The sequence below is a fragment of the Candidatus Spongiihabitans sp. genome, assembly GCF_965237845.1.
Taxonomy (GTDB): Bacteria; Pseudomonadota; Gammaproteobacteria; order Arenicellales; family Poriferihabitantaceae; genus Spongiihabitans.
In genome coordinates, this window is record NZ_OZ250154.1 from 1,290,056 (window position 1) to 1,312,192 (window position 22,137).

Below are 22,137 nucleotides of genomic sequence, written 5' to 3' on the forward strand. Positions count from 1 at the left end.
ACCGATTGGCCGGAGTCTTAATAAGTGCTTTCAGAACAACTAGAAATTGCCTTGGGAAACGCCGTCACGCTGGCGCGTAAAGAGCGCCATGAGATTATTACTGTTGAGCATTTGCTGTATTCACTACTTAACGATAAGGAAACAAGAAGGACTATCGTTTCATGTGGCGGAAATATAGAAGTTCTTAAAAAATCCCTGGCACAATACCTGAACAATGAAGTTTCATTAATTCCTGAGGATGCAGAGCCTCAGCCCGGGCTGGGTTTCCAACGGGTTTTACAACGCGCGATTATGCATGTGCAAAGTTCCGGGAACAAGGAAGTTAAGGGAAACAACATTCTGGTAGCGGTTTTTAGTGAAACAGAATCCTACGCTGTTTATTTTCTGAGTCAGCAGGAAATCACAAGATATGATGTGGTGAATTATATTGCCCATGGTATAACCAAAATTTCGGAAGAAGGCCGTTTGCCCGCGCCGGATGAAGACGAAGCCTACGATCATGACCATGATGGTCAGGAACACGATGCCGAAGGCGCGCTGGAAGCTTATACCCTGAACCTCAATCAACTCGCGATTGACGGGAAAATAGATCCGTTGATTGGACGACAAAAGGAGTTGGAAAGAACGCTCCAAATATTATGCCGTCGGCGCAAGAACAATCCTTTGTTCGTAGGAGAGGCAGGGGTCGGCAAGACCGCCATAGCTGAAGGCTTGGCGCGAAAAATAGTCGAAAATGAAGTGCCGAATATATTATCGGAATGCACTATCTATAGTCTGGACATGGGGGCATTGTTAGCGGGTTCGAAATATCGGGGAGATTTTGAGCAAAGATTGAAAGCGGTACTGAAGGCATTGGATAAGGCATCCGGATCAATTTTATTTATCGATGAGATTCACACAATTATAGGAGCAGGCGCGGTTTCTGGCGGGGCATTGGATGCTTCCAACCTGCTAAAGCCGATGTTGGCATCCGGAGAGTTGAAATGTATCGGCTCCACGACCTATCGTGAATATCGCGGCATTTTCGAAAAGGACAGAGCGTTGTCCCGCCGATTCCAGAAAATAGATATTGTTGAACCCACAATCGATGAAGCCGTAGATATTTTAAGCGGCTTGAAGAGTCGATTTGAACACTACCACGATGTAAAGTACACCAACCCGGCATTACGGTCTGCCGTTGAACTTTCGGCGCGCTATTTGCCTGAGCGCCAACTTCCCGATACTGCTATAGATGTTATCGATGAAGCGGGCGCAAAAACGCGATTGAGTAATGAAAAATTACGCAAGAAAACTATCGGGGTTAAAGAGATAGAAAATATGATTGCGGATATTGCACGAATTCCGCCAAAGCATGTTTCGGCATCTGATTTGAAATCATTAAAAACCCTTGAACGGGATCTTAAACTGGTGGTATTTGGCCAGGACCCAGCGATAGGCGCCTTGGCTTCATCTATAAAGATGGCGCGGGCAGGGATGGGCAATACCGATAAACCAATTGCTTGTTTTCTGTTTTCCGGTCCCACCGGCGTGGGCAAAACCGAAGTGACCAAGCAACTCGCCAATACCTTGGGGATAGAATTTATACGATTTGATATGTCCGAGTACATGGAACGCCACACAGTTTCCAGGTTGATTGGCGCGCCGCCCGGTTATGTTGGATTTGACCAAGGGGGGTTGCTTACCGACTCCATAAATAAACATCCACACTCGGTTTTGTTGTTCGATGAAATCGAAAAAGCCCATCCCGATGTTTTTAATGTGTTGCTGCAAGTGATGGACTACGGCAGTTTGACTGATAACAATGGCCGTAAATCCGATTTTCGCAACGTCATAATAGTGATGACAACCAATGCCGGAGCAATGCAGTCTGCACGAGAAACCATGGGTTTTGTCACTCAGGACCACAGCGCCGATGATATGGAGGCGGTTAAAAAAGCGTTCACCCCCGAATTTCGGAATCGGTTGGATAATATCATTCGCTTTGATGGACTTGACGACAAGACCATTGTCCATGTGGTTAGAAAGTTTATTTTGGAACTGGAACAACAGCTGGCAGAAAAAAATGTAGAGTTGGCAGTAGATGACGATGCCGTCGATTGGCTTGCCGAAAAAGGCTACGATTCAGCGATGGGCGCGCGCCCAATGGCCAGGGTCATCCAGCAGGAAATCAAACAACCCCTGGCCGAAGATCTGTTGTTTGGAAAATTAGCAAAGGGCGGGCAGGTTGTGGTGACCTTGGACAAGAAAACAGGGGATAAGGATAAGTTGGGATTTACTATCACACGTAGTTAATTCAGCATTCCGTATATTTTGTGCTAGACGTTTCAGGATAAATAATTGAACCAGATTCAGCGCCACTTCTTTTTTTGCATTTTTTCTGCATTGAGTAACGAATATCCACAATCATGCATCTGTTTGCGGCGGTTAAATCGCATACAACGCCAAAACCGAATCGGAGCATAATCGTGACACCGCCGATCAATGTAACCGTTTATCGCTGGGCCGGGAAATGGGGACCCTTTAAGGTCTCGATTCCTTGTGGAGAATGTGCGCTCACCGGGGATGTCATTGTCGATACCTTTGACAACGAACTGAAGGGCATTGCGCTCAATCTTGAAATGCGCGACTGGCTAAGCCATTGGTGGAAACCGCTACCAAAGGGCGGCTGGCACGCGCCGATTGTCATAGTAGAGGGGCGCATCATCAGCCAGGGCAAGGCATTGAACCGTGGCGTCCTGACCCAATCTGTAGTCGAAGCTCACGCCTTGCGCTCCGAAGTTGCCAGCAACGTGCTGTTTGGCAAGCAAAGCTGTCCCCATTGCGTACGCGCCAAAGGTTATCTGGACCAAGCCGGAGTCGAGTATGTCTATCACGATGTCGTGCGCGAACCCCGTGCGTTATATGAAATGCTGGCGCGGGTGAAGCCGATCATTGGCCCGAAATCACCAGTAACGGTGCCGCAAATCTGGCTGAATGGCGCCTATGTGGGCGGTGCCGCTGAACTGACTGAAATCCTGAATATCGAAGTGGTTGCAAACACCGATCGAGGTCAGTCCTCGCTCTCGCCGGGGCGGCTGCAACCGACCTGATGTAGCCGCTTGCGCCACGGCACACTGGCCCGGGTGCCGTGCCTCAAATCCAATTCGGTATTTGTTCGCATGGCATGCTCTGTTGTTTCAGCATGATCGGAACATTGTCATCCGCTTGGCAAAGGGTGTTGCCATTTTGCGTGAGTAAAGTTTGTTGTAAAGACGTGGTGAGTTTGGGGCATTGAGGGTATGCAACTTGCCCAGATCGATCAACTGGTTGACTTTGTTCGGCTGGTCCATTTTTCTATTACGGCAGTCAATTTATTTAAATTTAAGTAATAAAGTGCTTGAAAAACAAGCACTTATTTTAAATAATGGTGGAGGTGGCGGGAATTGAACCCGCGTCCGCAGATCCTACACACATTGGCGACTACATGCTTAGTCTGCGCTTCAAGTTAACCGATTTGCCAGTAGGCAGACGAACTTGCAAATCGGCGAGCCCGATTGGTTTTAACCGTCAGTTAACGGGCAGAACTGACTAGCGAGCTTTTATAAGATGACCTTTCCAGCCTCAGCCTAAAAGCGAGCTTGAGTGAAAGGACTAACCGACTTAAGCGGCTAGTGCGTAGTTGTCGTCGTTGGCAACTAATGTTGTGTAGCTGGATTTACGAGGAACTCTACACCTCGACATGCTCCAATGGTTTCGCGACCGACGTCGAAGCCAGTCACCCCCATAACGATTTATTATAGCAAATAGGGCGGGTTGAAGACAGGAATAACAGAAATTAATAACAGAAATCAACATGGGGTATTGATCTTTCGGCATGAAAAACGTGGTGACAGGCAATGCCGTGTCGATTACTGCTTCAAAATGCGATGCTTCTGACGCTCCCAATCGCGTTGTTTCGCGGATTGGCGCTTATCGTATTGTTTTTTACCTTTGGCCAGGGCAATTTTTAATTTTGCCTTGCCGCGCTGCCAGTACAGGCTAAGCGGAACGATGGTATAACCTTCGCGCTCGGTAGCACCGATCAGCTTGCTGATTTCCTTAGTGTGCAGCAGTAGTTTCCTTTTTCGAGTGGGTATCGGATTAACATGTGTAGAGGCTGAGGCCAGGGGCGAGAAATGGGCGCCGAGTAAATATACCTCGCCTTTATATACCGAGACATAACTCTCTTTAAGTTGCGCCCGCCCATCGCGCAGGCTCTTTACTTCCCAACCCTCCAGCACAATACCCGCTTCGTATTGATCCTCGATGGTATAGTCGTACCTTGCTTTTCTGTTAAGCGCAATGGTGTTGGCGCCCATGTGTTTTTTCTTTGCCATTTTTTCAAGGGATAAATGTGCGGTAGATCGGTAATTAAGCGTGTCGCTAATGCTTAAAGTATAATCCACAGGTCAATTTTTATCTGGAATAGTTGTTACGCAATGTTTACCGTTCAGCGTTCAGCGTTGGTTATGCACAGTGCCGGGAATATGTTCACATTGGTTAATGATGTGGAGCAATATTCTGAGTTTTTGCCGTGGTGTGGCGGATCAGAAGAATTAAGTCGTACTGAAAATGAGGTTATTGCCGCAATCACCATCGCCTTCAAAGGTATCAACAAGACATTTACAACTAAAAATCAATTGATTGCCAATGAAAAAACGGTGCTGACATTGATTGATGGACCGTTTAGTGAGCTTTCAGGGGTTTGGGAATTTACCCCATTAGCAGCTAATGCTTCGAAAATCAGATTGAATCTGGAATTTGATTTTCCCAGCAAAGTAATTGGAAAGGTGATTGGCCCGGTGTTTAAGATAATCGCAAATTCCATGATTGAATCATTTCGCAACCGAGCGGACGAAATATATCCGCAACACGAGCAATGACTGAAATACATATCAGCGTAGTGTACGCGCTTGCAGATAAGCAAGAAGTTGTGAGAATCTGCTGCCCTCAGGGTGCCACCATCCGTCAGGCGATTCATCAATCCAAGGTCTGCGATAAATATCCAGAGATCGGTCTGGAATCCCGGGAAGTTGGGGTGTATGGTGTAAAACAGAGTTTGGATTTCAATTTATCTGATAACGATAGAGTTGAAATCTATCGCTCATTGTTGGTATCGCCCACGGAAGCACGGCGGTTGCGTGCTAAATCCAGGCACAATAGATAGGTAATACAGTATTTTTAGCCGCTTATTATTTGAGGTTTTCAATAGCTAAAAAGAGGATCTTAACGCTGGCATTGCAAAGTTCTGAGGCTTTTGGTATAACGCCATCCCAATTTTTCGACCCTGGCTTATCAATCGGCCAGAATATATTTATAACCTTTTAATTTAGCAATATAAACTGGATTTCCATGGTAACAAAGAAAAAACCTGAATTATTAATTCACGGCATCAAACCTTATAGACTAAAAAAATCCGAGAAATACATGGTCGGTGCCCAGTTAGCGCATTTTGAAGCCATACTCAAGGCATGGCGCGAAGAGCTTACCGACGAGACTTCGCGCACGGTCAATAACATTCAGGATGAAACCGCTAATCATCCCGATCCCTCTGATCGTGCGAGTCAGGAAACCGACATGGTTCTTGAATTGCGTGGCCGGGACCGCGATAGAAAACTGATCAAGAAAATCGAAAGTTCGATTTCGCAACTGAGTTCCGGTGACTTCGGTTATTGTGAAAATTGCGGGGAAGAAATAGGCTTTAAACGTCTTGAAGCGCGTCCTACCGCAAGTCTTTGCATCGATTGTAAAACGCTGGACGAAATCCGCGAAAAGCAATTATCCTGAGACAATCTGTCTTGATTAAGTGGCCTGTTTAGGGGTTGAGTTAACCGCCGGTATTGGGTATCTGGCAGAGTATCGCTTACAAAATCTTATTTCCTGGCGGTAAGGAAATACATCATGGCGTTTTTTCTCAATAAGATCATTTTGTATTTTCTTCCAGTAATCAGGTTGCAGAAGCTCTGAATGATGAGCGAGGAATCGCTCCCTGACTTTGGGATGATTGACCACGAATTGCTTGAATTGCTCGGGGAAAAAATCATCTTCGCCGATGTAGAACCAAGGCTCCGGCGACATTTCTTCTTCCGCTGATTTAGCGCGCGGTATCGATCGAATCTTTATTTCTGTCATAAGACGGATTTCATCATAATCATAGAAAATAACCCGGCCATGCCGAGTAACGCCGAAGTTTTTTAATAACATATCACCGGGGAAGATATTTGCGGCAATCATTTCCTTTATCGCATTGCCGTAGCTTTTGATGCTCTGTTCAATCATTTCATCATCCGAGTTATCCAGATAGATATTAAAGGGCACCATCCTGCGCTCGATATATAAGTGTCGAATAATGACGATGCCTTCTTCTATGACCATACTGGATGGAATCGTTGCCTTTAATTCCTCCAATAACTCATTGGAAAATCGGTGTATCGGGAAGGCAACGTGGGAAAATTCCAAAGTATCCGCCATCCGTCCAACGCGATCGTGCATTTTAACCAGTTGATATTTTTCCTTAACGGTCGCTCTATCGATGTTTTTCGGAGGTGCGAAATGATCTTTTATTACTTTAAAAACAAAAGGATATGACGGTAATGTAAATACGCTCATCACCATGCCTTTGATTCCCGGCGCGGTCACCAATTTATCGTCGGAATGCTCCAGGTGATACAAAAATTCACGGTAATACAGTGTCTTGCCCTGTTTCTGGAAGCCAATTGCCGTATAGATATCGCCCCGGCTTTTGGTGGGCAGTATTTTTTGCAGGAAGTTGACCAACCCGGCCGGTACTTGGGTGTTGACCATAAAATAGGCCCGGGTGAAGCTGAAAATCAGTGCCACATCATTTTGATCCGTGAGCACGGTATCGACATACAATTCCAGGTCCTCGGCCAATAGCAGGGGAATAACAAAAGGCTGTTGCTCGAATCCAATCAACGCTCGACCCACTATATACGCCGCTTTATTTCGATAAAATAACACCGACACCACTTGCAATTGCCGATGCGGCAGCGGCCTTACTTCGGTATCCAAATAGGGTTGGAAGTTTTCTGTCAGCAGATCGAGATCTCGTTCAAAATTTTGCCAGCTACAATTCAAGTTGAAACTGTTCAATATTTCGTTGAATGTTGCTCGCAGCCCCCCATTATAATCATGGGCATCGGGGTAATAGCTGGTATAGGCCGGATCTTCCATATCCAGAAAATCCGTCGCCGTACCGGGCTTGACAAAAATATGACGATTGTTGAAATATCGTCGATCAAACAACCTGCAAAAAACCGAGTTATAAAAGCTTTCGGCGAGCTCAGGTTGCCTGTGCTCATACAATGACCACATATATTGGCGCTTCACGTCTTGCCAGTACGACTTATCGAGTTCCTTAATATTCAGGTTGCTTTTAACGTATTCGACGGTTTCATTGACCCGTAAATCATAAAAATAGATTCGTTTTTTCCGGGCTTGTACTTCGCCTTCCCAATCGGCGGTTTCGAAGCGCTGTTTCGCCGCTCGGGTAATCTTCTGGAATCGAATGAAATGGCGGTTAAAACCATACAGAATGGTTTCAGCAACTTGTTTGACAAGATCCACGCTCATAGCCTGAAAGTACAGCAAATTTGCATTGCAACATAGTGCGCCGCCGCCATTTATACAGCCAGAATTAATGCCGCTTAAAACTGATCTTGTTCGGTTGATCCATCTAGAGCAGTGACAGATGAAGTCCCGCCCTGGATGGTGATGGTGACGTCATCGAAATAACCGGCGCCGACTTCTTGCTGGTGAGCAACGAAAGTGTAACCCTTGTCAGTAGCCGCGAATTCCGGTTGCTGCACTTTTTCGACATAGTGCTTCATACCTTCACCGCGCGCATAGTCATGCGCCAGATCATACATTTGGTACCACATATTGTGAATCCCGGCCAAGGTAATGAACTGGTAGGTATAGCCCATGGCAGCAAGATTATCCTGAAATGACGCGATAGTTTTGTCATCCAGATTCTTTTTCCAGTTGAACGATGGCGAACAATTGTAAGCCAGCAACTTGCCAGGATAGGCTGCCCGCACCGCTTCAGCCCATTCCCGTGCAAAGCCAAGGTCTGGCGTGCCGGTTTCGCACCAGATAAGATCGGCATAAGCGGCATAAGAAACACCACGGGAAATAGACTGTTCCAGACCATTCTTGACCCGATAAAAACCTTCCATAGTGCGCTCCCCGGTCAGGAACGGTTTGTCGCGATCATCGAAATCAGAGGTCAGCAAATTGGCCGCTTCCGAGTCGGTTCGGGCCAACAGTACAGTCGACACGTTGAGTACGTCAGCCGCCAGCCGAGCGGAGATCAAGGTCTGGATTGATTGCTGGGTTGGCAACAAAACCTTGCCGCCCATATGACCACATTTTTTCACCGCTGCCAGTTGATCCTCAAAATGCACACCGGCCGCACCCGCGACGATCATGTTCTTGGCCAGTTCAAAAGCATTCAGTACGCCACCAAAGCCGGCTTCAGCATCGGCGACGATGGGCAGGAAGTAATCGATGTATTGGTCGTTGTCTTGCTCGATGCCACGCTGCCATTGAATTTGGTCAGCTCGCGCAAAGGAATTGTTGATTCGACGTACCACTGTCGGAACCGAATCATATGCATACAACGATTGATCAGGATACATCTGTTCGGAAGAGTTGGCATCCGCGGCAACCTGCCAGCCAGACAGGTAAATTGCTTCAATGCCGGCTTTAGCTTGTTGCAACGCCTGACCCGCAGTGAGTGCGCCCAGGCAATTGACATATCCCTTTTTAGCTGTGCCGTTAACCAGCGACCATAGTTTCTCGGCGCCGCGGCGGGCGTAAGTGTATTCGGGTTGAACCGAACCACGCAGCCGGACGACATCTTCTGCAGCATAGCCGCGAGTAATATTTGCCCACCTGGGATTGGTTGCCCAATCTTGTTCAACGGCCTTGATTTGGTCCTCTCTTGTCATGCTAATTACCTGATACTAAGTTAAAATTGGAATAAAACAGGGGGATGAATGATGTTGTATTCGCGGCAGATTTACAATGGCGCCAATAAAATATTTTTCAATTTGCAGGATTAAACTTTAGTGATAATTAACACTATCCCGAAAATATTAATGGTCAAAAAATTAACCCAGTTTTCCACTTTATCATTTGATTGCTATGGTACTTTGATAGATTGGGAATCTGGAATTTGGGATGCCTTGCAGCCGTTGATCGCTGAGAACCATCGCAATGACATAACTCGTGATTGTGGACTTGGCGCGTTTGCCAGGGCTGAGAGCGCCCAGGAAAAAGCAACACCGACTATGATTTATCATGAAGTGTTGCGCAATGTGCATTGTGCTATCGCCAACCAGTTTGGGCTTAAATCCACGGCTGAATTAGATGAAGCATTTGGCCAGTCTGTGCCGTATTGGCCAGCGTTCCCTGATAGCGCAGATGCGTTGCGAATACTGAAACAACATTTCAAGTTAGTAATCCTGTCGAATGTTAATAACGTAGGATTTGCGGCATCCAATAGAAAGCTAGGCGTTGAATTCGATGCAATCTATACTGCCGAAGCGATCGGAGCGTATAAACCAGACCCTGGAAATTTCGAATACATGCTAAGTCATTTAAAAGATGATCTTGGTGTGGATGCTGACGATATTCTTCATACTGCCCAGAGTCTGTTTCACGATCATGCGCCGGCTAACGAATTCGGATTGTCAAATGCCTGGATAGACCGCCAGCGCCTCAACGAAAGCGATAATTGGGGTGCGACGACGGTTATGGAAAATCGACCGGCGTTTGATTTTCTGTTTAACGCTATGGCGCAAATGGCAGACGCGGTGCAACAAGAGATTGGCAGATAAAGAAGTGCATAAAGAGGTTAAGGCATCATAACGCACATTCAATTTATTCAGTAGCGGTTTATAAATTACCGCGTATAGTCTTGCAAATGTCTGATTAGTAAATCGGGCATATCCGCCGCTTTGCCAATATGGGGTATAGAATTAACCGTAATACTTGGAAAACGAATTTGTGTGACAGAGATTTTTGCAGGGATGTCTTTGTTAATGTGATTACCTTTGGCAAGAAAATAAGGCAGCACAGTAATCTCGGTCACGCCTTCTCTAACCAAACTGTCAATAGCTGTTGCAATGTCAGGATCAGTTAATTCAAGGAAAGCGCAGTCAACAAATGCAAATTTCTCATCAAGAGAATTCTTCGGCCGTGTGCTGAATGACGTTCTGAGCAAACGGGTTAATGCATGGATTTCATCGTTGGAATCCTGGTTCCCGCTACCGTGAGCGATGAGTAATAGCGCTTTTATTTTATGTCGCTTCATTTAATATACTGAATAATTTGGTCCGATAACATCTTGATATGATCTTCAGAATCATTTAAACATGGGATGTAACTGTATTCTTTTCCGCCAGCCTCAAGGAAAACATCTCGATTTTCCATAGCGATTTCTGCCAAAGTCTCCAGGCAGTCAGCACTAAATCCCGGACATATCACCTGAATTGATTGGATGCCTTGTTTGCCGAGATTGTGTAATATGTGATTGGTATAGGGTGTTAGCCATTTTTTATATCCCAGGCGGGATTGAAAGCTAAGTTGCCATTGATCGGGTTTCAGGTTCAATGATTGCGCTAACAAATGGGCGGTTTGCCGACATTCACTCGCATATGGATCCCCATCATCCGCATATTTCTGGGGGATGCCGTGGAAGGACATCAGTAACTTTTCCGCTCGTCCGTTTTGATTCCGGTACGTGGTTACCGATTTGGCTAACGCTTCGATGTAATCGGGATTATCAAAATAATGCCGGATTATTTTAAAATTCGGCCCCCGACATTTTTGGCGCTTTTGCCATTCCCATTTTTGCAGGATCTTGATAACTTCATCTTCGACGGAAGCGGTGGTGGTGTACGAAAATTGTGGATAGAGCGGAACAATTAAAAACCGGGTCGCGCCAGCATCTCGCAGATTACTCAAGCCTTCCTCTATGGATGGATTACCGTAACGCATCCCGAGTTCTACCCGCGTATTTGCCAGCGTATTTCTATAGGTTTTATGCAGGGTTTGTCGAATAAGGCCGGTTTGTTTTTTAGACATTGACAGTAGAGGCGACCCGTGCTCAGTCCATACTTTTTTATAAGCTGCTGCGGATTTTTTAGGTCGAGTGTTGAGAATGATAATATTTAAAACAAACCACCAGACCGGGCGCGATATTTTCACTACTCTGGGATCCCACAGGAATTCTTTCAGGAATTTTTTAACATCATCAACCCGATAAGAATCTGGCGTGCCAAGATTGTTAATCAGCACGCCCAGTGTTTCTGAATCGGTTGAATTGAGTTTGGTCATTAATTTTTTTCACGCTTTTAAGTGGTTAACCGTCGGTAAATATCTGCCACTTTCAGGGGTAATTTTCGGACTTCATCCACCACTATAAAACTCGCATGGCCATACATATAGGGCAGGTAGTCGCTGGCTTCGGTATCGATGGTGATGCAGAACGGATGGATGCCGGTATGGCGCGCCTCCAGTAATGCTTGTCGCGTGTCTTCTATGCCGTAATCGCCACGGTAACCGTCATAATCGTCCGGCTTGCCATCGGACAAAGTGATCAGGATTCGAGTTTTTTCCTCAACTTGGTTGAGAATACGAGTCAGGTGGCGAATGGTTACGCCCATGCGGGTATAGTCTTGGGGTCGAAGTCCACTGATGCGGGCGCGCACGTCCTTATCATAATTCTGTTCAAAGGTTTTTATTTTATAGACCTCACAACGATTACGGGTCATGCCTGAGAATCCGTAAATTGCATATTGATCACCCAGCATCTCCAGTGCCTGACATAGCAGGATCAGGCTTTCCCGCTCAGCATCATTAATCCAGCCTTTGGTCGATCCGCTGACATCCACCATAAAGATAACCGCCAGATCACGCTCCTGCTTTCGCCTATGCGTATATAAGCGATCGGTCATCTCAACACCGGTCTGCATATCGGTGTGCGCGGTGACCAATGCATCCAGGTCGATGTTATCGCCAGTGGGTTGCGCTTTAAGTATTTTGTCTTCGCCACGCAACGCTTCAAAATGTTTTCTAATATCGCCAACCAGATGAACATATCGCTGCAAGGTGTTCTTCGAAAAATCATCGTAAACAGGATGAGTAGTCATTTCTCGCAACACGCACCAGTTTTTTCGATAGGTTTGCCTGCGGAAATCCCATTCATCGTATAAGAATGCGCCCTCTTCGTGGTAGGTGTCTCTCCACACATCTTCAACTTTATTTTTATTGTTGTCTTCCTGATAATTTTCCCCATCACCTGCCGCAACCAGCCAGTGTTCAGGAATATTATCAAAATCCTGAAGCATGGAAGACAAAAGGTTGTCGAGGTCGGGTGGCAGGAACAATGGCTCTCCATCCAGTGTTAATTGAGCCGCTCCGTTTTCATCCCGATTAGCTTCCAAATCCGCGCCCGTATTTTCTGGTTGAGATTCGCTTGCTTCCATAAGTTCATCTGTGAGTTCGTCAGTGAGCAAGTCAGTCAGCGCAGTTTGCAATTGCGATTTTTCAAGTTCAATGCGCTGGTCGATAGTCAGTTCAGCGGCATTCAGGTTAAAGTCGCCCTGATACAAAAATGCGTCGGGCCAGGCAAGTTGCCGATGATAAAGTTGCGTTGTCGCTGCCAACGTTTCAATCACCGTTGCTTGCGGTGCTTCCAGAGCGCTGATAATCGTTTTCCAGGTTGCATCATGCGCCGGCGGCGGGGCATGAAGTTCGAGCATATCCCGGCCAAGTCCCGGAAGTTCGCGACGGAGGCAGGCGTTCAATCGAAAAGTCTCCAGCAGGTTAAACAATTTGAGCGCACGCCCGTTATCGGCAAAATTCCCTATGATCTCACTGAGGTGGGGTGAATCCGGCGTCGGTCGCTTGAAGGTGCCAAACCAGGTTTGTGCCCATAAGTGAATCGCCGTAACTTTGTATAACTGGTAGTTTTTTTCGCGCTCGTTAAATCGGTTTATCGTTGCCGGTAAATACAAGGTTTCGGTGTCGGTAAAAACACGGTTACCGGCCTCTATTTTTAAGTTTCGCCCGGTCAAACCGCAGAGGATTGTTTCGAGGACGCCGCGAACCTGTTCCAGGGTTACAGTGATGTGGCTTAATCTATATTCTCTGGCGAATTGCTCGATGCTTTCAAAGGCCGCGCTACCGGGGTACAACCCTTCCTTGTCGTAAATATCCATAGCGCGTAACAGCCACTGATGTGTCCCGTCCAGGCCCATAAGTTTTAAGGCAAATGGAATATGGCTTACAAATTGATAAGCCATTTCGGCGTTGGACTTGCGAATAACGTCGGTCCAATGCAGCGCAAACTTTTGCTGCTTCAGAGGGAGCGTAGTTAAACCTCGAGCGGGCGCTTCGGAGGTGCGCCGGGTTGAAAGCGCCGGTTCGAGGTATTCATCCAGCGCCGATTCTATTTTTTCGTAACTTAGAGATATGGTCTTGCCCGTCTTGTCTGGCACTGTATGGCCTTGTATGGATCTTAAACATTAAAACGAAAATGCACGATGTCGCCGTCCTGAATAATATATTTTTTTCCTTCCAAACGCAGGCGACCTGATTCTTTAGCGCCTTGTTCGCCATTATATTTTATAAAATCTTGATAGGCGATGGTTTCGGCGCAGATAAATCCTCGTTCAAAATCGCTATGAATAACCCCTGCGGCCTGCGGCGCGGTCACTCCAATTTTCACAGTCCAGGCGCGCGCTTCTTTAGGGCCCGCGGTAAAATAAGTCTGCAATTCAAGTAATGAATAACCGGTCCGGATCACCCGCTTGAGCCCGGCTTCTTCAAGCCCCATTTCCTCAAGAAACAGCGCGGCATCGTCATCACTGAGCTCGGATAATTCCTGTTCAATGGCGGCGCAAATGGCGACCACTTGAGCGGATTCTTTCTCGGCTATTTTATTTACCGCATCGAGATGGGGATTGTTTTGAAAACCATGCTCGCTAACATTGGCAATGTATAAAGTAGGCTTGATGGTCAGAAAGCACAGCGATTTTAATAATTTCACATGTTCCTTGGCAAGTTCCAGAGATGCCAGCGTATTGCCGTCATCCAGATGAGATTTCACCGTGGACAATAACGCTATCATGGCGAGCTGTTCTTGGTCACTGGATTTACTGCCTTTCTGTGCCCGCTGCAACGCTTTTTCAGCAGTTTCCATGTCGGCCAGCATCAACTCGGTATTGATGGTTTCAATATCCGCTGCTGGATCAATAGCATTTGATCCGGCATTTGATACGTGAACAATATTCGGATCTTCAAATCCACGAACAACATGGGCGATAGCATCCACTTCCCGTATGTGGGTCAGAAATCGATTGCCTAATCCTTCGCCTGTGGAGGCGCCGGCGACCAATCCGGCGATGTCAACAAACTCAATGGTGGCCGGGACTGCTTTTTGCGATTGAACAATTTTCGCTAAATTCGACAACCGAGGATCAGGCACTTCGACCATCCCGACATTGGGTTCGATGGTGCAAAAAGGATAGTTAGCGGCTTGCGCAATATTTGACCGAGTCAGTGCATTGAATAACGTTGATTTGCCGACATTGGGCAATCCGACAATGCCGCATTTAATACCCATTAGAACAGTTCAATACCGTTGCTCTCGTCAAGTTTATCTTTTTCAATTTTGTCTTTGCCGATTTTGTCTTTTCCAGCATTATCTTTTTCCGCTTCGCCGTGTAATTGATTCATCGCTTTTTGATAGTCCCCACATACAACATCGGGCAAAACGCCAATTGCTTTGTCAATCGCATCCTCGATCAGGGTTTGTTCGCTTGACCGCGGTTTGTTAAGCACATATCCCGAAACATCTTTGTTGACGCCAGGATGGCCTATACCAATCCGCATTCTTAAAAAATCCGACGCCCCCAGTTTGGAAACAATATCGCGCAAACCGTTGTGCCCGCCATGACCGCCGCCAATTTTCAATCGTGCGCTGCCCGGCGGCAAATCAAGTTCATCGTGAATGACCAGTATTTGCGATGGCGCGATGCGATAAAATGCTGCCATAGGCGCAATTGACTGGCCGCTTAGATTCATGAAAATATCCGGCGCGATGATGCGAACGCGCCTGCCGTTACATTCGAATCGACCGATTTGCGCCTTGAATTTTTTTTCTGTTGCGAAGGTAATCGGGTATTCGCGTTGCAACCGCTCAAGCAACCAAAACCCGACATTGTGCCGGGTTGCGGCATATTGATTCCCAGGATTTCCCAGCCCCGCAATCAGTGCAATTCCTGCCGGCTCCATCTTAATTCATGCACTCAATTCATTTAAAAGTATGATTGTATCAGCATAGAAGTTATTTTTTATAATTTTATGGTATATTGGGATGTTTGCTAATAGTTATAAATCACAATCAAACAGAGGAATATAAATGAACAAGCTACTCGTATCTGCTCTTGGAAATAAAGATTCTGGGAAAAGCTACACATGGAATACATTGTTTGGTGTTACCGTAAGAACAGGAAAAAAGAAGCGTCGTCTGTATTTTAATGACTGCGAGTATGTAACAGTGTTCTTGATTAGCGGTTCTCCAGAGGAACGAAAAAAATATGTTGGTAATCTCATGATCGCAGAACCAAGGATTGTACTTTGTTCAACTCAGTACTGTGAAAGTAGCAAAAAAACATTCAGCTATTTTATTGAAAATGAGTATTCCCTATTTGTCCATTGGCTGAACCCTGGATATTCTGATTTGGACAGGCCCTATTTCGATTATCTGGGTATTATGAATTGGCTTTTATCTCAACAAAGCCTTGTGGGAATTCGCTCTGGAAAGTTGGAAGCAAAACCCAGAGTAGATGAAATAAAAGAATACATTTACGGTTGGGCTAAATCACGAAATCTCATCATTAACGAATGTGAGTAAATGACTTATAACAAGGCAAATGCACTCGGCCAGCAAAAAACGCCGCTCCTTCGTCGCTATGCTTTTTTCCACCAGTGATTTGCAACGTTATGTGTCAGAATGGGAGCATATTTATACAAAGCATTATATAGTGCTGGCATTAAAGTCATCCCGCAGTATCAAATTGAAAAATACACTCTTGATTTGGCTTTATTTGACAAAGACAGAAATCTTGATATAGAAGTTGACGGAGAACGTTATCACAAAAATTGGACAGGAGAGCTTTGCAGACGAGACCAAATCAGGAATCAAAGATTATTCGAATTGGGTTGGGATGTTAAAAGATTTTGGGTTTATGAAATACGAGATGATATTTATGGTTGTGTTGAGAGAATAAAACAATGGATGAATGTTTAAGAAATTAAACACAGGGTAAGCGATTCCTTGCTTTCGGAACCACCACTTGATGATGAAGTCTTAATTTCATTAATCGAAAATTCTGATTCAGAAAATGAATAATAAAGTGACCGCGCCTTTTAACCCCCGTTCCACCTGACACAAAAAACGTGTAGGTGAACTTGTTCGTTAGCCCATATAAATAAGGAGCATTATTTTGTCAGGTCAGAGTACAGATGAAGTAAAAGAAGAAATTGAGTATCAAACAATCGCTGAGTTTCTTGAAAGCACCCCACCTAATCAGCTCATCTATATTTCTGACCTTTCTGTTTGGAAAGTATACGCTTATGGCGGCAGAAATTGCATGTGTGCGCCAGAGATACAGTTGCATTGTGATCACGAAAACTGTAATGGCATACGTTTTTTCAGATGCGTTTCCGGTGATGAAAACCCGTTAAAGACAAATGAGTATAAATTCTTTTATGTTAAATATCGTTGCTCAAACTGCCAACGTGTAGAAAAGACATTTTCGCTTGCGGCAAAGTTGGATTCAAATTCCGAACCTCAAGGTGTATGCTACAAATTTGGTGAGCTACCAACATACGGGCCACCTGTATCACCCAAGTTGATAAAACTTATCGGCACAGACAGGGATGAGTTTTTGAAGGGGAGAAGATGTGAAAACCAAGGGCTGGGAGTTGGTTCATTTATATATTACCGCCGGGTAGTTGAAAAGCAAAAAAACAGAATACTAGAGCAAATAATTAAGGTATCAGAGAAAATTGGTGCATCTGAGGAAAAGATTCATATTTTAAATAATGCAGTAAAAGAAACGCAATTTAGTAAGGCGCTGGATATGGCGAAAGATTCCATGCCCGAAAGTTTGCTCATAAACGGACACAGCCCAATATTGCTTTTACATGGTGCATTGAGCGAAGGAGTGCATGAACTTACTGATGAGCAGTGTTTAGAACTAGCTGGAAATATTAGAATTGTATTAAGCGAGCTTTCAGAGAGGCTATCTCAAGCATTGAAAGATGAGGCGGATCTTAATAAGGCGCTTTCCTCTTTAATGAACAAGAAAAAGGGCTAACAAACGCTTGCACTCGGACAGCAAAAACCGTGCAGAGGGAATAACTCACCAAGAAAATCAAATTGTTTGGTTTTTTATCAAAACCTGAAGTAAAATTCAGGCTTTATTACATTTTAAATATGCTAGAATTAACCACATGAAAGAAAAAATTGCTGATTATTTACTGGATATTTCAAAGTTGGTTTTTGCAGGCGTTGTTTTAAGTGCAATACTTCAAGTAGAGGGTATATCAAAATTAGCAGTTTTGTTTTCTGGCATCAGCGCAACAGTCATTTTTGCTTTGATTGGTTTTACATTAGCAAGGAAATAATAGTGGAAGCATTTATCTTATTTACAACAATGTCTGTGATTGGCTTAATCGCTTTGATAGGTGTTTTGTGGTATCAGCACAAACACAATAAAACCACCTAACAAATCATTCCAGCCGACGCGAAAAACATCGCACCGCTGACTTCAAATGCCAGTGACGGGGTTAACCATCGCTTGACTTTTCGTCGGCGGACTCGTCGGCGGTTGTTTCCTCTGAATCTTCCGCATCGGTTTCCAGTTCCTCTTCTGCGGCGACTACATCCTCATGCATCGATTTCGATGCGCGGCGGCAATACCGAAACCACGGCGTAATCGTGTTCATTGTTTTCGTCGTGCATCAACGTTGTGATACTGACGCCTTCTGGAAGTTTAATATCCGACAAATGCAATGATTCATTTAAATCAAGATGGGTGATATCCAATTCAATGGATTCCGGCAAGCAGGATATTTCCACATCATTAATCAAGTGAGAAATGATGCCGCCGCTGGTTCTAACGCCGACACAATCTTGTTCGCCGATGAAGTGAATCGGCAACGGCATGGTCAAGGTTTTCTTTTCATCCACGCGTTGAAAATCCGCTGCAGATCAAAAGCCTGCGAATCCAATCATAAGCGCGTGCGCGGATGACAATGGACAACGCAGCAGGAGCGCCAAGTGTTGCACTTGCACAGGGGTTATCCGCTGCGGGGCAAACGCAAGCTCTGGAAGGTGTTGTCCAGGGCTCAGGGGCTCTGAGCCTCAGCACGGTCGGGCGCATCCTGGCCCGGCTGGTGCGCTTGAAGCGGATCAGGCTGGCGTCGTTTGATGGCCGGGCCGGTCAAGCCCAACGGCATCGATTCCAAGGCTACGCCAAGCGTTGGCAATAGGGGATGCGCTCTAGGCAGCCGGGCGAGCGGGTGCAGATTGATCGCATGAGCGCAGGATTGCTAGCGGGCTTTGGCGTCAAGGAATTCAAGGCAGCCGGTCCGGCTGCCGGGTTGGTTGCCTTGAAAGCCTATAGTCGCGCGACCAGTCGTTGCGCCAAGGACTTCCTGGCCCATCTTATCGAACCAGCGCGGTTCAAAATCCGCTCAATACATGACGATGGCGGCAGCGAGTTTCGGGATGCGTTTGAGCAAGCCCGCCAGGCCTTGGCCCTGCCTCTGTTTGCGCTGCCGCCTGAACAGCCTGAATGGAATGGTTGCGTCGAGCGCGCCAATGCAGTCGTTATGAGTGCTGCCCGTTGTATGAAGGCCGGTTGACGGTGACCGCGATCAACCAGGAACTGGCCCGTTACCAGTGGCCCTATAATCATTACCGGCCACACGATAGTTTGGATTTAATGATGCCAATGGCGTATTATCGGCAATTCGCCTTGGCACCCTGATTTTGTCTCATTATGGGGTGAACCCGGACATTGATCTTGACAAAATAGTGATTAGATTGGTAGCGTTCCCTGATTGTGCCACGATTATAATTTAGCCATCCGCCTGTCCACGACCAATCACATTTGCTCAATAATTTTATGGCTGAAAGCGAAAATATTAACCCTGGAAATATTAACCTTAGCGAACGCGCCCAATCAGTACTAAAAGGGTTGATTCGTTGCTATGTCGATGGCGGCGCGCCCGTAGGTTCACGTACATTGGCAAAGGAGACAGATCTGGCGCTCAGTCCAGCAACCATTCGCAACGTCATGGTGGACCTTGAGGATTATGGTTTAATTCATGCCCCTCATACCTCCGCAGGTCGCGTGCCCACGATTAAGGGATATCGATTTTTTATCAATAGTTTGCTAAAAGTCGGGCCTATTGCCAATAAATCTTTAGGGTGCTCGCCAGGACCATACATGAGACAAATGACCGAAAGGTTGAGCGGAATCTCTGATCAGACGAGTATCTTAACCGGGGCAACGGAAATGCTCTCTCAAATAACCTCTTTTGCGGGTATTGTTTCAACGCCAAGCAATAGTCATGCACAAATTCGCCAGATTGAGTTTTTGAATTTATCGGAAAAGCGCGTGCTGACTATTCTCATTACCGACGATGGGCAAGTCCAAAATAAAGTGCTCTCGGCGCATCGCGAATACTCCGAATCGGAACTGATTGAAGCGGCAAACTTTTTCAATGCTAAGTACAGCGCCCAGTCGGTGCATGGTGTAAGAGCGCAATTATCCGCGCATATGAAACAAGATCACAAAAACATGCACCGGGAAATGCGTACTGCAATGAAAATGGCAGGTCAACTGTTTGATGATAAAGCTATTCAAGCCAATGAAAATGTGTTGGTCAGCGGAGAAAATAACTTACTGTCGATTCCGGAATTCTCGGAGCTGAATAAATTACGACAGTTATTTGATACCTTTAAAACCAAGCAGGTATTATTCGACCTATTGCAAAAAAGCATGTTCACTGAAGGGATAAACATTTTCATCGGTGAAGAATCCGGCTATGAACCGTTCAGGGATTGCAGTGTAATCGCCGCGTCCTATGAGGTGGACCATAAAAAAGTCGGGGTGCTCGGCGTAATTAGGCCGACCCGGATGCAATATGACGAAGTGATTTCCGCAGTTGACGTTACCGCAAAATTGTTAGGCAGCGCGTTGAGTTTTAACAGCACCCAGTAACACTCCTTTATCGGACACTTTATCGAGGGCCTCCTGACGTATGTCGGATTTAAATGTGCTTTTTGATCAACTGGAAGCATTTAGGCTTGCGCCGATAGACAACTGGAAGCCGGTAAGAATCATCGATATCGATATTCGAATTGCTGCAAACGGTGATTGGTTTTATCTGGGGTCGCCCATTCAAAGACATCGCATCGTTAAATTATTTTCGTCAGTATTGCGGCTCGAAGGCAATCAATATTTTTTGATAACCCCGCTTGTGAAATATCGAATTCAGGTGGATGACGTACCGTTTATTGCGGTGGAAATGAATCAAGTTAAAGAACAAGTTAAACAAAAGGAAATACAAAAATTGTATTTCCGCACTAATATGGACGAAGTGATTTTAGCAGACCATATTCATCCGCTAACCGTAATAACAAACGCAAAAAACAGTGAGCCTTCTCCGTACATTACTGTGCGCAGCGAGTTAAAAGCCAAAATCACCCGATCGGTTTTTTATCAGTTGGCAGAGCTGTTGCAACCCGACCCTAATCAAAGTGATGCAACTACTACTGTTGGGGTTTTCAGCGCCGGTGAATTTTTTGCTTTCGGAACGGCATGATTTATTTTATGATTAATTACGAAAAGCACGAATAAATCCAGTGATACAATGCATAGACACAGAGACCACAAAAAACACAGAGAATGGAACAGTGCAGGAATAAATCAATCAAGCCTGAGCCTTTGGTTTTGGTGGTGGCGATGATTTTTATTCAACCAAAATCCAAACTACAGTTAAAATCAGGACTATGGAATAACAATTTTTTATTGAGGTAAATTGATACAATTCCCCCAAAAATCTCTTTTAACAACAATAGAAATTCCAGCACATGCCACTTGATTTACCACATTTGTCAGACTAAGGAAGTTGTACGGATGCTTGAAAAATTGGGGTTTAGTGTTGTTCGTCAAAAAGATAGTCATATCGTTATGTGACTTAGTTCATGGTTGTGACCACCTTAAAGACTGAGAAATCTCACTCGCAACATTAATTGTGTGTGTTATGTTTCTATCGCGGGATCTGGGTTATTGCTGATGAGCAGTCGGACGTGTCAGGGCTACTCTAATTTTTCCGGTTCCACTACCTCGGTATCGTTTAAATTCCTAATCCAACCATCCATCCCGTCAGAATACCAATAAATTTGTCGATACCCGTATTGCAGTAAACGTTTCGCAGCATTCCATGAAATCCAGCAATTTTCCCGGCAGAAAACAACGACAGGGTAATTGAGATTATTTTGGGTCATAGCCTGCATAAACTTTTTGTAGGCAATCTCAACCATTTCATTGATTGTGCCAAAACCGATTTCAGGCAACCAGTAAGCTGATGGTATAGTCAGATGCGGCTCCGGCAGCCAAACTTGTTCTTGCGGCCACCCAGCTGGTTTTTTTGATTTCGGTAAAACATCGATTAACAGTGGCCGCATAGCCTGTTTTTTAACCAGTAACGCCTCCAACTTTGTAGTATTGATCGTCGTAGCCCCGGTCAAGGATTTTGGCACGGGCGCACGATAGTCTGCCAACCGAAACCCAATTGGCTGATCACTGTAAACAGCGTCGTTTGCCACATTTATGTGCTGTCCGGCTGCACCACTTGTCAGTGCATCATCATGATTATGTTGTTGGGCGTGGCTGCTGAAACTTTTGACGGGAGACAATGCAAGCAAAATGGACACCAATATGATGCGAGAACTGATCAGTAATAAAGATACACAGTTCAAGATGGTACCTTCGTCTGAAACAA

25 protein-coding genes and 1 other RNA gene are annotated in these 22,137 nt (G+C 45.5%); 15 read left to right on the top strand and 11 right to left on the bottom strand.

From position 1 onward, the window contains the following. The first annotated feature begins 24 nt into the window (after nucleotides 1–24). The gene (gene clpA, locus ACPXXB_RS06165; protein WP_423910643.1) at nucleotides 25–2,292 is read left to right on the top strand and encodes an ATP-dependent Clp protease ATP-binding subunit ClpA; all 2,268 of its coding nucleotides are present in this window, start codon (nucleotides 25–27) and stop codon (nucleotides 2,290–2,292) included. 173 nt (nucleotides 2,293–2,465) lie between these two features. Continuing rightward, the gene (locus ACPXXB_RS06170; RefSeq protein ID WP_423910646.1) at nucleotides 2,466–3,089 is read left to right on the top strand and encodes a glutaredoxin family protein; all 624 of its coding nucleotides are present in this window, start codon (nucleotides 2,466–2,468) and stop codon (nucleotides 3,087–3,089) included. A gap of 315 nt (nucleotides 3,090–3,404) precedes the next feature. On the opposite strand, the gene ssrA is transcribed toward ACPXXB_RS06170, so the two are convergent. Together ssrA and smpB are read right to left on the bottom strand one after the other, a co-directional pair. After that, nucleotides 3,405–3,762, bottom strand: a transfer-messenger RNA (tmRNA) gene (gene ssrA, locus ACPXXB_RS06175). A gap of 125 nt (nucleotides 3,763–3,887) precedes the next feature. Continuing rightward, nucleotides 3,888–4,355 (bottom strand): SsrA-binding protein SmpB, encoded by a 468-nt coding sequence (gene smpB, locus ACPXXB_RS06180; RefSeq protein WP_423910648.1) that lies wholly within the window; start codon nucleotides 4,353–4,355, stop codon nucleotides 3,888–3,890. 102 nt (nucleotides 4,356–4,457) lie between these two features. Between smpB and ACPXXB_RS06185 the strand changes: the two genes are divergently transcribed. From ACPXXB_RS06185 to dksA, 3 genes are all read left to right on the top strand, one after another. Beyond that, nucleotides 4,458–4,901 (top strand): type II toxin-antitoxin system RatA family toxin, encoded by a 444-nt coding sequence (locus ACPXXB_RS06185; protein WP_423910651.1) that lies wholly within the window; start codon nucleotides 4,458–4,460, stop codon nucleotides 4,899–4,901. Next, entirely contained in the window at nucleotides 4,898–5,185 is a 288-nt protein-coding gene (locus tag ACPXXB_RS06190) for an RnfH family protein (RefSeq protein ID WP_423910653.1), read from the top strand. The genes ACPXXB_RS06185 and ACPXXB_RS06190 overlap by 4 nt, the downstream gene beginning before the upstream one ends. A 185-nt stretch (nucleotides 5,186–5,370) precedes the next feature. Continuing rightward, on the top strand, nucleotides 5,371–5,805 hold the full coding sequence (gene dksA / locus ACPXXB_RS06195) for an RNA polymerase-binding protein DksA (RefSeq protein ID WP_423910655.1): 435 nt from the start codon (nucleotides 5,371–5,373) through the stop codon (nucleotides 5,803–5,805). 15 nt (nucleotides 5,806–5,820) lie between these two features. On the opposite strand, the gene aceK is transcribed toward dksA, so the two are convergent. Then, nucleotides 5,821–7,611, bottom strand: coding sequence for a bifunctional isocitrate dehydrogenase kinase/phosphatase (gene aceK, locus ACPXXB_RS06200; RefSeq protein ID WP_423910658.1), 1,791 nt, complete (start codon nucleotides 7,609–7,611; stop codon nucleotides 5,821–5,823). Nucleotides 7,612–7,685: 74 nt separating this feature from the next. Next, nucleotides 7,686–8,990 carry an isocitrate lyase gene (gene aceA, locus ACPXXB_RS06205; protein ID WP_423910661.1) on the bottom strand — a complete coding sequence of 435 codons (1,305 nt, stop codon included), beginning with the start codon at nucleotides 8,988–8,990 and terminating at the stop codon, nucleotides 7,686–7,688. Nucleotides 8,991–9,140: 150 nt separating this feature from the next. On the opposite strand from aceA, the gene ACPXXB_RS06210 reads away from it, so the two are divergent. Continuing rightward, entirely contained in the window at nucleotides 9,141–9,881 is a 741-nt protein-coding gene (locus ACPXXB_RS06210; RefSeq protein WP_423910664.1) for a haloacid dehalogenase type II, read from the top strand. Nucleotides 9,882–9,946: 65 nt separating this feature from the next. Here the strand turns inward: ACPXXB_RS06210 and ACPXXB_RS06215 are convergent, their stop codons facing one another. The 5 genes from ACPXXB_RS06215 to pth are packed head-to-tail and all read right to left on the bottom strand — an operon-like array spanning nucleotide 9,947 to nucleotide 15,345. Continuing rightward, nucleotides 9,947–10,357 carry a sirohydrochlorin chelatase gene (locus tag ACPXXB_RS06215; RefSeq protein ID WP_423910667.1) on the bottom strand — a complete coding sequence of 137 codons (411 nt, stop codon included), beginning with the start codon at nucleotides 10,355–10,357 and terminating at the stop codon, nucleotides 9,947–9,949. Continuing rightward, complete coding sequence (gene hemH, locus ACPXXB_RS06220; RefSeq protein ID WP_423910669.1) at nucleotides 10,354–11,382, bottom strand: ferrochelatase; 1,029 nt, start codon at nucleotides 11,380–11,382, stop codon at nucleotides 10,354–10,356. Before hemH ends, ACPXXB_RS06215 begins: the two co-directional genes overlap by 4 nt. A gap of 17 nt (nucleotides 11,383–11,399) precedes the next feature. Continuing rightward, nucleotides 11,400–13,547 carry a nitric oxide reductase activation protein NorD gene (locus tag ACPXXB_RS06225; RefSeq protein WP_423910671.1) on the bottom strand — a complete coding sequence of 716 codons (2,148 nt, stop codon included), beginning with the start codon at nucleotides 13,545–13,547 and terminating at the stop codon, nucleotides 11,400–11,402. Between the two features lie 20 nt (nucleotides 13,548–13,567). Continuing rightward, nucleotides 13,568–14,674: a redox-regulated ATPase YchF gene (gene ychF / locus ACPXXB_RS06230; RefSeq protein WP_423910674.1), complete on the bottom strand. Its 1,107-nt coding sequence runs from the start codon at nucleotides 14,672–14,674 to the stop codon at nucleotides 13,568–13,570. Further along, the gene (pth, locus tag ACPXXB_RS06235; protein ID WP_423910677.1) at nucleotides 14,674–15,345 is read right to left on the bottom strand and encodes an aminoacyl-tRNA hydrolase; all 672 of its coding nucleotides are present in this window, start codon (nucleotides 15,343–15,345) and stop codon (nucleotides 14,674–14,676) included. The genes ychF and pth overlap by 1 nt, the downstream gene beginning before the upstream one ends. Before the next feature lie 127 nt (nucleotides 15,346–15,472). Here pth and ACPXXB_RS06240 point away from each other — a divergent pair, with 127 nt between their 5' ends. The 4 genes from ACPXXB_RS06240 to ACPXXB_RS06255 all read left to right on the top strand — a co-directional run bounded on the left by ACPXXB_RS06240 (nucleotide 15,473) and on the right by ACPXXB_RS06255 (nucleotide 17,745). Continuing rightward, on the top strand, nucleotides 15,473–15,967 hold the full coding sequence (locus tag ACPXXB_RS06240) for a hypothetical protein (RefSeq protein ID WP_423910680.1): 495 nt from the start codon (nucleotides 15,473–15,475) through the stop codon (nucleotides 15,965–15,967). 99 nt (nucleotides 15,968–16,066) lie between these two features. Continuing rightward, the gene (locus tag ACPXXB_RS06245; protein WP_423910683.1) at nucleotides 16,067–16,363 is read left to right on the top strand and encodes an endonuclease domain-containing protein; all 297 of its coding nucleotides are present in this window, start codon (nucleotides 16,067–16,069) and stop codon (nucleotides 16,361–16,363) included. 196 nt (nucleotides 16,364–16,559) lie between these two features. After that, nucleotides 16,560–17,435, top strand: a complete 876-nt coding sequence (locus tag ACPXXB_RS06250) for a hypothetical protein (protein WP_423910685.1) — start codon at nucleotides 16,560–16,562, stop codon at nucleotides 17,433–17,435. Nucleotides 17,436–17,571: 136 nt separating this feature from the next. After that, nucleotides 17,572–17,745: a DUF6722 family protein gene (locus ACPXXB_RS06255; protein ID WP_423910688.1), complete on the top strand. Its 174-nt coding sequence runs from the start codon at nucleotides 17,572–17,574 to the stop codon at nucleotides 17,743–17,745. 262 nt (nucleotides 17,746–18,007) lie between these two features. Here ACPXXB_RS06255 and ACPXXB_RS06260 read toward each other — a convergent pair whose 3' ends face one another. After that, a complete protein-coding gene (locus tag ACPXXB_RS06260) occupies nucleotides 18,008–18,310 on the bottom strand; it encodes a hypothetical protein (RefSeq protein WP_423910690.1) in 303 nt (100 codons plus the stop codon). Between the two features lie 59 nt (nucleotides 18,311–18,369). Between ACPXXB_RS06260 and ACPXXB_RS06265 the strand changes: the two genes are divergently transcribed. From ACPXXB_RS06265 to ACPXXB_RS06285, 5 genes are all read left to right on the top strand, one after another. Further along, on the top strand, nucleotides 18,370–18,612 hold the full coding sequence (locus ACPXXB_RS06265) for a hypothetical protein (RefSeq protein WP_423910693.1): 243 nt from the start codon (nucleotides 18,370–18,372) through the stop codon (nucleotides 18,610–18,612). 3 nt (nucleotides 18,613–18,615) lie between these two features. After that, a complete protein-coding gene (locus ACPXXB_RS06270; protein ID WP_423910696.1) occupies nucleotides 18,616–18,987 on the top strand; it encodes a hypothetical protein in 372 nt (123 codons plus the stop codon). Between the two features lie 263 nt (nucleotides 18,988–19,250). Beyond that, a complete protein-coding gene (gene hrcA, locus ACPXXB_RS06275) occupies nucleotides 19,251–20,351 on the top strand; it encodes a heat-inducible transcriptional repressor HrcA (protein ID WP_423910699.1) in 1,101 nt (366 codons plus the stop codon). A 40-nt stretch (nucleotides 20,352–20,391) separates the two neighbouring features. Then, nucleotides 20,392–20,955 (top strand): DUF1285 domain-containing protein, encoded by a 564-nt coding sequence (locus ACPXXB_RS06280; RefSeq protein ID WP_423910702.1) that lies wholly within the window; start codon nucleotides 20,392–20,394, stop codon nucleotides 20,953–20,955. Between the two features lie 275 nt (nucleotides 20,956–21,230). Further along, complete coding sequence (locus tag ACPXXB_RS06285) at nucleotides 21,231–21,329, top strand: type II toxin-antitoxin system HicA family toxin (protein ID WP_423910704.1); 99 nt, start codon at nucleotides 21,231–21,233, stop codon at nucleotides 21,327–21,329. A gap of 122 nt (nucleotides 21,330–21,451) precedes the next feature. Here ACPXXB_RS06285 and ACPXXB_RS06290 read toward each other — a convergent pair whose 3' ends face one another. Further along, complete coding sequence (locus ACPXXB_RS06290; RefSeq protein WP_423910707.1) at nucleotides 21,452–22,069, bottom strand: rhodanese-like domain-containing protein; 618 nt, start codon at nucleotides 22,067–22,069, stop codon at nucleotides 21,452–21,454. Nucleotides 22,070–22,137: the final 68 nt, after the last annotated feature.

Bases quoted from the DNA above. Each gene is read 5' to 3' on its own strand.
- smpB (WP_423910648.1), bottom strand. From the start codon at position 4,355: ATGGCAAAGAAAAAACACATGGGCGCCAACACCATTGCGCTTAACAGA.
- ACPXXB_RS06185 (WP_423910651.1), top strand. From the start codon at position 4,458: ATGTTTACCGTTCAGCGTTCAGCGTTGGTTATGCACAGTGCCGGGAAT.
- ACPXXB_RS06190 (WP_423910653.1), top strand. From the start codon at position 4,898: ATGACTGAAATACATATCAGCGTAGTGTACGCGCTTGCAGATAAGCAA.
- dksA (WP_423910655.1), top strand. From the start codon at position 5,371: ATGGTAACAAAGAAAAAACCTGAATTATTAATTCACGGCATCAAACCT.
- aceK (WP_423910658.1), bottom strand. From the start codon at position 7,611: ATGAGCGTGGATCTTGTCAAACAAGTTGCTGAAACCATTCTGTATGGT.
- aceA (WP_423910661.1), bottom strand. From the start codon at position 8,990: ATGACAAGAGAGGACCAAATCAAGGCCGTTGAACAAGATTGGGCAACC.
- ACPXXB_RS06210 (WP_423910664.1), top strand. From the start codon at position 9,141: ATGGTCAAAAAATTAACCCAGTTTTCCACTTTATCATTTGATTGCTAT.
- ACPXXB_RS06215 (WP_423910667.1), bottom strand. From the start codon at position 10,357: ATGAAGCGACATAAAATAAAAGCGCTATTACTCATCGCTCACGGTAGC.
- hemH (WP_423910669.1), bottom strand. From the start codon at position 11,382: ATGACCAAACTCAATTCAACCGATTCAGAAACACTGGGCGTGCTGATT.
- ychF (WP_423910674.1), bottom strand. From the start codon at position 14,674: ATGGGTATTAAATGCGGCATTGTCGGATTGCCCAATGTCGGCAAATCA.
- pth (WP_423910677.1), bottom strand. From the start codon at position 15,345: ATGGAGCCGGCAGGAATTGCACTGATTGCGGGGCTGGGAAATCCTGGG.
- ACPXXB_RS06240 (WP_423910680.1), top strand. From the start codon at position 15,473: ATGAACAAGCTACTCGTATCTGCTCTTGGAAATAAAGATTCTGGGAAA.
- ACPXXB_RS06245 (WP_423910683.1), top strand. From the start codon at position 16,067: ATGGGAGCATATTTATACAAAGCATTATATAGTGCTGGCATTAAAGTC.
- ACPXXB_RS06255 (WP_423910688.1), top strand. From the start codon at position 17,572: ATGAAAGAAAAAATTGCTGATTATTTACTGGATATTTCAAAGTTGGTT.
- ACPXXB_RS06265 (WP_423910693.1), top strand. From the start codon at position 18,370: ATGACAATGGACAACGCAGCAGGAGCGCCAAGTGTTGCACTTGCACAG.
- ACPXXB_RS06270 (WP_423910696.1), top strand. From the start codon at position 18,616: ATGCGCTCTAGGCAGCCGGGCGAGCGGGTGCAGATTGATCGCATGAGC.
- hrcA (WP_423910699.1), top strand. From the start codon at position 19,251: ATGGCTGAAAGCGAAAATATTAACCCTGGAAATATTAACCTTAGCGAA.
- ACPXXB_RS06280 (WP_423910702.1), top strand. From the start codon at position 20,392: ATGTCGGATTTAAATGTGCTTTTTGATCAACTGGAAGCATTTAGGCTT.